Source organism: uncultured Pseudomonas sp. (assembly GCF_913777995.1).
Classification (GTDB): Bacteria; Pseudomonadota; Gammaproteobacteria; order Pseudomonadales; family Pseudomonadaceae; genus Aquipseudomonas.
The window spans coordinates 166,929-179,259 of record NZ_CAJYVE010000004.1 but is presented as its reverse complement, the minus strand read 5'-3'; the positions used below and the strand labels follow the sequence as shown (position 1 = coordinate 179,259).

The 12,331-nt window shown below is 61.7% G+C and carries 12 protein-coding genes; 4 read left to right on the top strand and 8 right to left on the bottom strand.

The genetic code is table 11. The annotated features are described in order from the left end of the window. Positions 1-100: 100 nt before the first annotated feature. Together fabA and fabB are read left to right on the top strand one after the other, a co-directional pair. A complete protein-coding gene (gene fabA, locus QZ497_RS01400) occupies positions 101-616 on the top strand; it encodes a 3-hydroxyacyl-[acyl-carrier-protein] dehydratase FabA (protein ID WP_295470429.1) in 516 nt (171 codons plus the stop codon). Positions 617-626: 10 nt separating this feature from the next. Further along, complete coding sequence (gene fabB, locus QZ497_RS01395; RefSeq protein ID WP_295470427.1) at positions 627-1,847, top strand: beta-ketoacyl-ACP synthase I; 1,221 nt, start codon at positions 627-629, stop codon at positions 1,845-1,847. A gap of 273 nt (positions 1,848-2,120) precedes the next feature. Here the strand turns inward: fabB and QZ497_RS01390 are convergent, their stop codons facing one another. The 6 genes from QZ497_RS01390 to QZ497_RS01365 all read right to left on the bottom strand — a co-directional run bounded on the left by QZ497_RS01390 (position 2,121) and on the right by QZ497_RS01365 (position 7,521). Next, positions 2,121-3,212 (bottom strand): GlxA family transcriptional regulator, encoded by a 1,092-nt coding sequence (locus QZ497_RS01390; RefSeq protein WP_295470425.1) that lies wholly within the window; start codon positions 3,210-3,212, stop codon positions 2,121-2,123. Positions 3,213-3,282: 70 nt separating this feature from the next. Then, a complete protein-coding gene (locus QZ497_RS01385) occupies positions 3,283-4,134 on the bottom strand; it encodes a proline/glycine betaine ABC transporter permease (protein WP_295470424.1) in 852 nt (283 codons plus the stop codon). Then, positions 4,131-4,985: a proline/glycine betaine ABC transporter permease gene (locus QZ497_RS01380; RefSeq protein WP_295470423.1), complete on the bottom strand. Its 855-nt coding sequence runs from the start codon at positions 4,983-4,985 to the stop codon at positions 4,131-4,133. The genes QZ497_RS01385 and QZ497_RS01380 overlap by 4 nt, the downstream gene beginning before the upstream one ends. After that, positions 4,982-6,100, bottom strand: coding sequence for a betaine/proline/choline family ABC transporter ATP-binding protein (locus QZ497_RS01375; protein ID WP_295470422.1), 1,119 nt, complete (start codon positions 6,098-6,100; stop codon positions 4,982-4,984). The genes QZ497_RS01380 and QZ497_RS01375 overlap by 4 nt, the downstream gene beginning before the upstream one ends. A gap of 129 nt (positions 6,101-6,229) precedes the next feature. Beyond that, a complete protein-coding gene (locus QZ497_RS01370; RefSeq protein WP_295470419.1) occupies positions 6,230-7,081 on the bottom strand; it encodes a glycine betaine ABC transporter substrate-binding protein in 852 nt (283 codons plus the stop codon). 287 nt (positions 7,082-7,368) lie between these two features. Continuing rightward, positions 7,369-7,521, bottom strand: a complete 153-nt coding sequence (locus tag QZ497_RS01365; RefSeq protein WP_295470417.1) for a hypothetical protein — start codon at positions 7,519-7,521, stop codon at positions 7,369-7,371. 117 nt (positions 7,522-7,638) lie between these two features. On the opposite strand from QZ497_RS01365, the gene QZ497_RS01360 reads away from it, so the two are divergent. Continuing rightward, on the top strand, positions 7,639-8,346 hold the full coding sequence (locus QZ497_RS01360; RefSeq protein WP_295470415.1) for a GntR family transcriptional regulator: 708 nt from the start codon (positions 7,639-7,641) through the stop codon (positions 8,344-8,346). A 34-nt stretch (positions 8,347-8,380) separates the two neighbouring features. Then, positions 8,381-9,235 carry a pirin family protein gene (locus tag QZ497_RS01355; RefSeq protein ID WP_295470412.1) on the top strand — a complete coding sequence of 285 codons (855 nt, stop codon included), beginning with the start codon at positions 8,381-8,383 and terminating at the stop codon, positions 9,233-9,235. Positions 9,236-9,502: 267 nt separating this feature from the next. Here the strand turns inward: QZ497_RS01355 and QZ497_RS01350 are convergent, their stop codons facing one another. Together QZ497_RS01350 and htpG are read right to left on the bottom strand one after the other, a co-directional pair. Next, on the bottom strand, positions 9,503-10,231 hold the full coding sequence (locus QZ497_RS01350) for a dienelactone hydrolase family protein (RefSeq protein WP_295470410.1): 729 nt from the start codon (positions 10,229-10,231) through the stop codon (positions 9,503-9,505). Positions 10,232-10,315: 84 nt separating this feature from the next. Next, positions 10,316-12,220, bottom strand: a complete 1,905-nt coding sequence (gene htpG / locus QZ497_RS01345) for a molecular chaperone HtpG (protein ID WP_295470406.1) — start codon at positions 12,218-12,220, stop codon at positions 10,316-10,318. Between the last annotated feature and the right edge of the window lie 111 nt (positions 12,221-12,331).

The following is a 12,331-nucleotide window of genomic DNA, read 5'->3' as shown; positions in this document are numbered from 1 at the left end:
TGACTAGGCTGCCGGACATCGTCCTGGCGAAACCGTCCGCCAGGACTGGCGCGTGGCCCCGCTCGGCCAGCGTCGCTAGAGAACATTTTGAGGAGCTCGCATGACCAAACAACACGCCTTTACCCGGGAAGACCTGCTGCGCTGCAGTCGCGGCGAGCTGTTCGGCCCAGGTAATGCGCAATTGCCCGCCCCGAACATGCTGATGGTCGATCGCATCACTCACATCAGCGAAGAAGGCGGCAAGTACGGCAAGGGTGAATTGGTCGCCGAGCTGGATATCAACCCCGACCTGTGGTTCTTCGCCTGCCACTTCGAAGGCGACCCCGTCATGCCGGGCTGCCTGGGCCTCGACGCCATGTGGCAGCTGGTCGGTTTCTACCTGGGCTGGCAGGGCAACCCCGGCCGCGGCCGTGCACTCGGCTCGGGCGAAGTGAAGTTCTTCGGCCAGGTCCTGCCGTCGGCGAAGAAGGTCACCTATAACATCCATATCAAGCGCACCATGCGCGGCAAGCTGGTCCTGGCAATCGCCGACGGCACCGTGAGCGTCGATGGTCGCGAAATCTACAGCGCCGAAGGTCTGCGCGTCGGCCTGTTCACTTCTACTGACAACTTCTAAGGGTACCCGCATGCGCCGCGTCGTTATCACTGGTCTGGGCATCGTTTCGTGCTTGGGCAATGACAAAGACACCGTCTCCGCCAACCTGCGTGCTAGCCGCCCTGGCATCCGTTACAACCCGGAATATGCCGAAATGGGTCTGCGTAGCCAGGTTTCCGGCTCCATCGACCTCAACCTCGAAGAACTGATCGACCGCAAGGTGTTCCGCTTCGTCGGCCACGCGGCAGCCTACGCCTACCTGGCCATGGCCGATGCCATCAAGGACTCGGGCCTCACCGAAGAGCAGATCTCCAACCCGCGTACCGGCCTGATCGCCGGCTCCGGCGGCGCCTCGACCCTGAACCAGATGGAAGCGCTGGATATCCTGCGCGAGAAAGGCGTCAAGCGTGTCGGCCCGTACCGCGTCACCCGCACCATGAGCAGCACCGTGTCGGCGTGCCTGGCCACTCCGTTCAAGATCAAGGGCCTGAACTACTCCATCGCTTCGGCCTGCGCCACCAGCGCGCACTGCATCGGCACCGCGATGGAACAGATCCAGATGGGCAAGCAGGACATCGTCTTCGCCGGTGGCGGTGAAGAAGAGCACTGGAGCCAGTCGTTCCTGTTCGACGCCATGGGCGCCCTGTCCAGCAAGCGTAACGACACCCCCGAAAAAGCCTCGCGCGCCTACGACGCCGATCGTGACGGTTTCGTCATCGCCGGCGGTGGTGGCATGGTGGTGGTCGAGGAGCTGGAGCACGCCCTGGCACGTGGTGCGAAGATCTACGCGGAAGTGGTCGGCTACGGCGCGACCTCCGACGGCTACGACATGGTCGCACCAAGCGGCGAAGGTGCCATTCGTTGCATGCAACAGGCGCTGTCCACCGTCGACACCCCTATCGACTACCTCAACACCCACGGCACTTCCACGCCGGTCGGTGACGTGGCAGAGATGAAAGGCGTGCGCGAAGTGTTCGGCGACAAGGCTCCGGCGATCAGCTCCACCAAGAGCCTCTCCGGCCACTCGCTGGGCGCCGCTGGCGTTCACGAAGCCATCTATTGCATGCTGATGATGGAAGGCAACTTCATCGCCGGCTCGGCCAACATCGACGAGCTGGACCCAGAAGTCGCCGACCTGCCGATCGTGCGTCAGACCCAGGAAAACGCCAAGATCGATACCGTGATGAGCAACAGCTTCGGTTTCGGCGGCACCAACGCCACGCTGGTGCTCAAGCGCTGGCAGGGCAAGTGATCGACTGCTGATCGCTGAAAAGAAAAAGGCCAGTCTGCGGACTGGCCTTTTTTATGCCACTACTGTTCGATCAAGCGCTTTGCTCTGTGGGAGCGAGCCTACTCGCGAAAGCTGACAAAGTCGCTGAGTTTGCTGTGAACGTGAGGCCGCCTTCGCGAGCACGCTCGCTCTCACGGCCTAACTGACCCGTATTGTTTTTTATGCCCGTTGGTTCGGCATCGAGCGCAACCACCTGGCGCATTCAGCCGCAAGGAGGCAGGCCAGGTCCCACGGTCATACCTCTTTCAGCGCCGCCTTCTGTCGCGCCGAGCGCTGGCCGCTGACATTGCCGAAGCGCACCTCCCGAGACGGCGAATAGCCGTAGAACGAGGCGTAGCATTTGCTGAAATGGCTGGGCGAAACGAAGCCGCAGGCCACCCCTACTTCGACTATTGGCAGATCCGAGTGCTGCAGCAAACGGCGGCTCTCGGTGATGCGCAGCTCCAGGTAGTAGCGCACGGGCGTGGTGCCCAGTTGTTCCTTGAACAATCGCTCGATCTGCCGCTTGGAGCGGCCCACGTAGCTGGAAAGCTGGTCCTGACTCAACGGCTCTTCGATATTGGCGCTCATCAGGTTGATCGCCTCGCGCAACGGCTCGCTCATTTTCTCGTGCAGCGATGGCTTGGCGCGCCGGTAGCGCGACTCCTCGAAGGCCAGGATGTCGACGATGGCATCGACCAGCCCGCGGCCGTGCAGGGTGTTGATCCACTCCAGCACCATGTTGAACGCACCGGTCGGACTCGCCGCCGTCAGCCGGTCACGGTCGACCCGGTAGCTTTCACTGGTCACCCGGGCCTCCCGCGCCGTCTCGGCCAATACCGCCCGCTGTTCGGGATGCACGGCGCACTGGTAGCCATCCAGCAGGCCGGCCTGGCCAAGGAACCACGCGCCACTCCATAGCCCGGCCAGCGCCACGCCTTTTTCGGCGGCCAGGTGCAGCAACGCGTTGAGCGCCGGGTGGGCCCGCAGAGGCGTACGCAACCCGGAACACAGCACCAGCAGGTCCAGGCCCTGCAAGGCCATGGGCTCGAGACAGGCATCCGGGCAGATCACCAGGCCCAGATCACTGACCACCGAATCGCCGCTCAGGCTGAAGGTTCGGGTGACGAACAACCCCGAGCGGATCAGGTTGGCGGTGACCAGGGTATCCAGGGCCTGGGTGAAGGCCGGCAACGAAAAATGCTCGAGCAGCAGAAAGCCGACCCGAGCCTGACGTGGCGTATCGCCCTTGTCCCCTACATAACGAAGGTTCTGCCCTTGCAGACCTTCGCTGAATTGTCTTCTCTCGACCAATCGCGGCCTCTTAGCGAAATACTTGTTGTTCATTCCGACTGATCGCCGGCCTGACCGTAGCAGCAAGCGAGAGAGGGCATCATACCCCCTCCCCCAGGCCACACTAGCCAGCCAACGACACCCGGCTACGCTGCAACGCCCCACGGGACAGCCGATCAAGCAGCAAGGCTACCGCCACGATCGCCAGGCCGGCGCGCAAGCCCAACCCCATCTCCATGCGTGTCAGGCCACGGGTGACTTCAGCGCCCAGGCCACCGGCACCGACCAGCCCGGCCAGGACGACCATGGCCAGCGACAGCAGGATGCATTGGTTGAGCCCCACCAGCAGCGTCGGCATCGCGGCAGGAATCTCGATCTTGAACAGAATCGCCCGCGGCGGAGCGCCCAGGGCCTGGCCCAGCTCCAGCAGATCCTTGGGCAGCTGCTTGAAGGCCAGGGTGGTCAGCCGCATCATCGGCGGCACGCCGTAGATGATGGTGGCAATGATTGCCGGGACCTTGCCCAGGCTGAAGACCATCACCGCCGGAATCAGATAGACCCACGGCGGCACGGTCTGCATGACATTCAGCAAAGGGCCTACGGCGGCATCCATACGCTTGTAGCGAGCCGCCAGGATACCCAGCGCAAAAGCGATGCTGACGGATATCAGCACTGACACGCTGACCAGCGCCATGGTCTGCATCGAAGCCACCCACAGTCCGGACAGCAGGCAGAAGCCCAGCATGGCCATAGCCAGCAGCGCCGCCCGCAGGTTGATGAAGAAATACGCCAGAGCGGTTACCGCGGCGATGAGCAGCCAGGCAGGAATGGACAGCAGGGCCATCTCACAGCCCCCCAGAACCCACTCGATCAGCCGGCTGATGGCGGCGAACAGCGGGTGCAGGTTGGCGTTGAGCCAATCCACTGCCGGAGCCAGGTATTCACCCGGCGAAAATCGAATGTCGGCAAGGCTCATGAACGGCCTCCAGTTTCGTTACCCGGGACCAGCCCCTGGGTCATCCGGTCGAGAATCAGGGTGAGGATGACGATGGCGATGGACGCGTTGATCGACTTGGCGATGTCCAGGGTGCGGATCGCGCCATAGATCGACTCGCCCAGACCGCCGGAACCGACGATGCCCGCGATGACCACCATGCCGAAAGCCATCATCAGGCTCTGGTTGACACCCGCCATGATGCTCGGCAGGGCGAACGGCAGGCGGATCTTGAAGAACAGCTGCCAGCCAGTGGTGCCATTGGACTCCCCCAGCTCCAGGAACGGCTTGGGTGTCATGCGTACACCCAGCGCGGTCAGGCGCAGCACCGGCGGTACGGCGACGATGAAGGTGGCGACCAGAGCGGTTCCCGCACCGTAGCCGAGCAAGGCAATGGCCGGCAGCAGATAGATGTACGGCGGCAACGTCTGCAGCAGATCGAGCACGGGCCCGGTAAGCCGATCGAGTGCCGGTATCAGGCCGGCGGCGACCCCCACCGGAATGCCGACTGCCAGCGCCAGGCTGGTGGCGGCCAGTACCAGCGCCAGAGTGCTCATGGTTTCCGGCCACAGGCCCATCAGCTCGCAGAAGCACAAGGCCAGGGCGGTGCCCACCGCGAAGCGCGCACTGCGCGACAGTCGCCAGGCCAGTAGCGCGATCAGTACGGCAACGACATAGAACGGCGCCACGCTGAACAGCCAGTAGGTCACCTGGTAAAGCGCCTTGAGTCCGGCGTTGAAGGCATCGAAGGCCGTCGACCAGTTATCAGCCATCCAGCCGAGGACTGCATCGACGCGCTCGTCGAACGCAGCGGCAAAATCGGCCGGATTCATGACAGATTCTCCAGCGCAGCATCGTGGTGCGCCTCCTGGAACTCATTGGCCACACCCTGCACACCGCGCAGCAGGTCGCGTTGAGTCACCACCCCTACCCGGCGGCCATGCTCGACCACTGCCAGCGCGTCGCGGTCACTGCGGATCAGCAGGTTGATCAGTTCGTCCAGATCGGCACTGGCATCCGCCGTCGGCAGCGTGTCGACATCGCGTTGCGGTTGTGCCGCCCGCCAGACGTCGAGCGGCGTCATCACCGCCGCCGCCTTGACCAGATGCAAGCGCGAGATGCCCGCGACGAAATCGGCTACGTAATCATCGGCCGGGTGCAGGACGATTTCTTCCGCCGTGCCCTCCTGGATGATCATCCCGTCTTTCATGATCGCGATACGGTCACCGATGCGGATCGCCTCTTCCAGGTCGTGGGTGATGAACACCGCCGATTTGCCCAGCGACTTGGCCAGGTCACGGAATTCATCCTGCAGCTGGCGACGAATCAAGGGGTCCAGGGCACTGAACGGCTCGTCCATGAGGATGACTTCGGGGTCGGAGGTGATCGCCCGGGCCAGGCCCACGCGCTGCTGCATGCCCCCCGACAGTTCGGACGGGTAACGATTGACCCAGTCGGACAGACCGACCTTGGCCAGTGCCTGCTCGGCCACGCGATGCCGCTCGGCCTTCGACACACCACGCACCTCCAGACCGAAGGCGGCGTTCTCCAGTACGGTGCGGTGCGGCAGCAGGGCCACGCTCTGGAACACCATGCCGATATGCCGGGCGCGAATTTCGCGCAGCTCGGCCCCCTCGAGCTTGGCGAGGTCCTTGCCCTTGATAAGAATCTGCCCGGAAGTGGGCGCAATGAGTTTGTTGAACATGCGAATCAAGGTGGACTTGCCGCTGCCGGACAACCCCATGATGCAAAAGATCTCGCCGCGTCGCAGCTGGATATTCACATCGGAAACACCTACCACACAGCCGAAATCCTGCAGGATCTGCTTCTTGCTCAAGCCGCGTTCGATATACGCCTGCATGGCGGCCGAGGCGTTCTCGCCGAACACCTTCCAGACCGACTGACAGCTGACCAACACTTCATCAGTGTCATGTTTGACTGTATTCATTTCACACCCGTCGAACCAGAAGCTTCTGGTCTGATTATTGATATCAAGTTCGGCAGATAAGGGCCGCCTGACATCCCGGCGACAGTGATGCCGGGAATTGACGAGACGGCCGCGGGGCGGGTCAGCGCCTCAGTATTTCTTCATGTTTTCCCAGCGCTTGACGAGGTCGGCATTGTTGTCGGTCCAGTCCTTGACTGCCTGGTCCATGGTCTTGCCGTCTTTCACTTCGCCGTTGATGGAGGTGATCACCGACAGCGGTACATAGATGCCCGCGATGGTCTCGCGCGCTTGCGGGTTTTCCGCCGAAAAGCCCTTGCGACCGATCCAGTAGTAGCTCTGTGGCGGAGCGAAGATGCCCTTGGGGTCCTTGAGGAACTTGACGTCGTATTTCTGCGTCATCCAGGACGGTTCCCAGACCGTCACGGCGATCCATTCCTTGCGGTCCACGGCAGACTTGAGCGCCGCGCTCATGGCCGCGCTGCTGCCTTCGATGAGGTTGAGCTTGATGCCGTACGCCTTGACTGCCGCACTGGCTTCATTCATCAGCCCCGAACCCGGCTCGATACCGACGATGCGATTGTTGAATTTGTCGGCGTTGTCGTTGAGCTGCTCCAGCGAGTCGACCGGTACATATTTGGGTACCGCGACACCTTGGTAGAGGCCATGGGAGACCGGCGAGATTTTCTCCAGGCGGTTCTTGTTCTTGTTCCAGTAGTCCTGGGCGACGTAGTCGATCTGCGAGGCAAGAATCTGGATATCGCCCTTGCTCAAGGCGGCGTAGGCGATGCCCCATTCGGAGAAGGTGGTGACCTTCACGGTATAGCCGGAGTCTTCCAGTACCTTCTTGGTGATACCGGTGATGGGGGTGACATCTTCATAGGAAATGGTCCCCATGTTGATGACTTTCTCTTCTGCGTGAACTGGTGCGGCGGCCATGGCGACAACCGACAATGCACAAAGCGCCTTAAACAAACGTTTCATGGTTCATTCCCCTGGTACACAAGTGTTCGGGCCTCTGATGGGAAGCCCCGCTCTTCAAACAGCCGTGTCACAGGAACACGGCTGGTTATTCTTTTTGTTCTGCTTGAGAGCTCACACCCGACATCGACTTGCTGGCAGGACGAGGCGTTGCGCTCTTTGCGCATGCAAGGCAGGGATCAGCCTGAACGGTGTCCAGCCCCCGCATGCGCGAGTTGATGAGGCGAGACTCGCATGCGCAAGAACGGCGGTCAACGGAAATGTATTCTTTGTGTATACCTAAATAAAACTCAAAAAATACAGCTGAACGCCAGGTTTTCCTTGGCTTTCAAGCGATTAGCGAGTGAATTCAAGGTTGTGCGCTTGTCGCTGTCGAACAGGACCCTGTCGTTTTTACGAATGGGCGACGAGCGCTTTTCTGGATGGGTGGTCGGCAGCGGCATCAGAAGGATTCCGGCGCGCGGAGCCAGGCGAAAAACCGGTGGACAGGCGCAGGGCCAGCTTTCAATATCCGTAATACAAATAGCAGACAATCCATCATGACGATCAGAAAACCCACGATGAAAGCCGCCCCCGAACCCGATATTTCTCCCGATCGCAAGGTCGTGCTCGGCGACACCTTGCGTCGGCGCATCCTCAGCATGGAGCTGGCACCGGGCGCGGTGGTCGATGAGCTGGCGCTGTGCGACGAATTCGGCCTTTCTCGTCCGCCGGTGCGCGAACTCCTGCGCCAGATCGCCGCAGAAGGCTATATCGAACTGGAAGCCAACCGCGCCCCACGGGTCGCGGCCATGAGCCACGAATCGCTGCACAGCTTCTTCCTCGCTGCCCCTCTGGTGTACATCGCGACCACCCAGCTGGCAGCCCTGCACGCCAGCGCAGCGGAAATCGAAAAACTGCGCGCCATCCAGGCGCAGTTCCGCCAGGCCATCGAAGCCAAGGACGTCGAGAACCGCATCATCTACAACGACGAGTTCCATCTGGAAATCGGCAAGATGGCCCATAACGACTACCTGATGCCCAGCCTGCGTCGGTTGCTGATCGATCATGCACGCTTGGGCAAGACCTTCTACCGGCATCCAACCAGCCCCGACATGCAGCAGGACCTGGAGCTGGCCTGTGCCCAGCACGATCAGATGATCGAAGCCATCGAGCGCCGCGATCCGCAAGCGGCAGCGGAAATCGTCCGTGAGCATTTCGAGCTGTCGCGCCGGCGCATGGCCGAATATGCCGCGCCCGTAGGGGTAGAAGTCATGCTGGTGTACTGATAGCGCTGGCGTAGACACTCACTGGAGGGCAGCCATGCTGACCATCACCCCACGGCCCGAAACCGTCGAGGGCCATCCGATCCTGCGCCCCCTGCCTTCGGCTCGCTGTCGCAGCGTTGGGCCATTCGTGTTCTTCGATCACATGCTGCCGCATACCTACGCTCCCGGCAGCGGCATGGACATCCAGCAGCATCCGCACATCGGTCTGTCGACCCTCACCTATCTCTTCGAAGGTCAGCTGCAGCACAAGGACAGCCTGGGCAGCGATCAGCAGGTAAGCCCCGGCGAGGTCAGCTGGATGAACGCCGGCAAAGGCATTGCGCATGTCGAGAGAACCCCGCTGGCACTTCGGCAAAGCGGCTCGCGGCTGCATGGCCTGCAAGTGTGGCTGGCGTCGCCGCGGGACCACGAACAGGGCCAGAGCGCCTACAGCCATCACCCGGCATCGCAATTGCCGCAGACTGACAACCTGGGTATTCGCATCCGCCTGATCGCCGGCGAAGGCTTTGGCCTGCGCTCGCCAGTTCCTGTGCTGTCAGCGACGCTGTACGCCGAGTTGCATATGGCGACCGCCACCACGCTGGCGATTCCCAGCGAGCACGAACAGCGCGCGCTGTATCTGCTCGATGGCGATGCCAGCCTGGATGGCGAGCCGCTGCAGCGTCGCACGCTGGTGGTACTGGAGCCGGGCGAAACACCGAACCTGTGCGCCGACTCAGACTGCCACGCGGTGTTACTCGGCGGAGCCCCGCTGGATGGTCCACGACGCATGAGATGGAATTTCGTGGCCAGTGACCTGGCGCTGATCGAGCAGGCCCAGCAGCGCTGGGTAGACGGAGACTGGCCTGTGGTGCCAGGAGAGAACGGCAGGATCGAATGGCCGACCTGACGCCGGACACTCGACTCTGCCGCCGGCAAGCGGCTTTCGCCGCAAGACAGTTCAGGCCGTGGGAGCGAGCTTGCTCGCGAAGACGACGTCACGTTCACCGCAGGTTCAGCGACTTTGCCAGCTTTTCGCGAGGAAGCTCGCTCCCACAGAGCCGCAAAGCGCCTAACTGAACAGTATTGCTTTAGCCGCTACAGAACCAGGACATTCACTGCATCTGCTGCGAATGTGAAGCCGCTGCTACCGAGGCCTGGCTGACCTGTATCCGTGTCAGGCGAAGACTTCACACAGCAGGTTGTACATGCTGGTGAACGCCCGCTTGGAGACCTTGGCGTCGTACATCATCTTGCCCGGCACGTTGGCCGCCGGGTCGGTAAAGGAATGCGCGGCGCCGCCATAGCTGGTGAGCTGCCAGTCGACACCGGCCGCTTCCATCTCTGCCTCGAACGCTGGCAGTTGCTCATCAGGCACCAACGGATCGATGGCGCCATGCAACACCAGCACCGAACCCTTGATGTTCCTGGCATCGGCCGGATCAGGCGTATCCAGGGTGCCATGGAAGGACACTGCGGCCTTCAGGTCGGCACCGGCACGCGCCAGTTCCAAGGCACAGCAGCCACCGAAGCAGAAACCGAAGCTGGCGATACGCTGCGGGTCGAGGCCGACGTCGCTCTGCGCCAGCAGCTGCGTCAGGGCCACCTGCATACGCTGGCGCAGCAACGCTCGGTCGTCCTTCAGCGGCATCATCGCGGCCCCGGCTTCGTCACCGTTCGTCGGACGCACGGATTGGCCGTACAGGTCGGCGAGCAATACCACATACCCCTGCCCCGCCACTTCACGAGCGATGGCTTCGGCGCCCTGGCTGACGCCCATCCAGTTCGGCGCCATGAGCAGGCCCGGACGCGCAGGACCAGGCTCGGCCGGATAGGCCAGGCGCCCTTCGAAGACTTGCCCGTCGATCTGCCAGGTCAGGGTACGAACGGTCACATTGTTGTTCATCAATGACTCCTTAACGAACGGTGGGAATATCATTCATTGCAGAAACAGAAAACCCGCCGAAGCGGGTTTTCATTCAGGCGTTCATCACACCGACAACTCGACCAGCAGCTTGTTCAGACGGCGCACGTAGGCGGCGGGGTCCTTCAGGCTGTCGCCAGCGGCCAGGGCCGCCTGATCGAAGAGAATGTGCGACAGCTCGACGAAGCGGTCTTCGTCCGGCTCGCCGTCGAGCTTGTTGATCAACGGGTGGGCCGGGTTGAATTCGAAGATCGGCTTGGAGTCCGGAACCTTCTGGCCGCTGGCCTCGAGGATCTGACGCATCTGCAGGCCGAGGTCCTGCTCGCCGATGGCCAGGATCGCCGGAGAGTCGGTCAGACGGTGCGAGACGCGCACTTCGCTCACCGACTCACCCAAGGCGGTCTTCAGGCGTTCGACCAGACCTTCCTTCTCCTTGGCGACTTCTTCCTGGGCCTTCTTGTCCTCTTCGGAGTCCAGCTTGCCCAGGTCCAGGTCACCGCGAGCCACATCGACGAAGCCCTTGCCGTCGAAGTCGGTCAGGTAGCTCATCAGCCACTCGTCGATACGATCGGTGAGCAGCAGCACCTCGATGCCTTTCTTGCGGAATACTTCCAGGTGCGGGCTGTTACGCACCTGCGCATAGGATTCGCCGGTGAGGTAGTAGATCTTGTCTTGACCTTCCTTGGCGCGAGCCAGGTAGTCGGCCAGGGACACACTCTGCTCGCCGCTCTCGTCGGAGGTCGAGGCGAAACGCAGCAGGCCGGCGATCTTCTCCTTGTTGGCGAAGTCTTCGGCGGGACCTTCCTTGAGCACCTGACCGAAATTCTTCCAGAAGCCCTTGTACTGTTCGGGCTCGTTCTTGGCCAGTTTCTCCAGCATGTCCAGCACACGCTTGGTGAGTGCCGACTTCATCGAGTCGATGATCGGATCCTTCTGCAGGATCTCGCGGGAAACGTTCAGCGACAGGTCGTTGGAGTCCACCACCCCCTTGATGAAGCGCAGGTACAGCGGCAGGAACGACTCGGCCTGGTCCATGATGAACACGCGCTGCACGTAGAGTTTCAGGCCACGAGGTGCTTCACGCTGATACAGGTCGAACGGTGCACGCGCCGGTACGTACAGCAGCGAGCTGTACTCCAGCTTGCCTTCGACCTTGTTGTGGCTCCAGCTCAGCGGATTCTCGAAGTCATGACCGATGTGCTTGTAGAACTCCTGGTATTCCTCGTCCTTGATCTCGGTACGCGGACGGGTCCACAGGGCGCTGGCACGGTTGACGGTTTCCCACTCTTCGGCCGGCGCTTCTTCACCCTCTGCTGCAGCCTGCTGCTTGGGCAGCTCGATGGGCAAGGCGATGTGATCGGAATACTTCTTGACGATGTTGCGCAGACGCCAGCCGTCGGCGAACTCTTCTTCGCCGTTCTTGAGGTGCAGCACGATACGGGTACCGCGCTCGTCCTTCTCGACGTTGGCCACCTCGAACTCGCCCTCGCCTTTCGACGACCAATGCACGCCCTCGCTGGCTGGCAGGCCGGCACGACGGGTGAACACGTCGACCTGGTCGGCGACGATGAACGCCGAATAGAAGCCCACACCAAATTGGCCGATGAGGTGCGAGTCCTTCTTCTGGTCGCCGGTGAGGTTCTTCATGAAGTCGGCAGTGCCCGACTTGGCGATGGTGCCCAGGTGAGCGATCACATCGTCGCGGCTCATACCGATGCCGTTGTCTTCGATGGTGACGGTCTTGGCGTCCTTGTCGAAGCTGACGCGAATCTTCAGCTCGGCACCACCTTCGAGCAGCTCAGGCTTGGCCAGCGCCTCGAAGCGCAGCTTATCGACGGCATCCGAAGCGTTGGAGATCAACTCGCGCAGGAAAATTTCCTTGTTGGAATACAGCGAGTGGATCATGAGGTGCAGCAGTTGCTTTACCTCGGTCTGGAAGCCCAGGGTTTCCTTTTGAGTTTCCACACTCATGGTCATCAAACTCCAATCAGATGGCACAAGCTGCCGAGGGCGCGGTGGCTGGCAGCGGGTTGTCATCTAGGTGGGGACGCCGTCGAGGATTTCAAGAGCCCCGCGCATAAA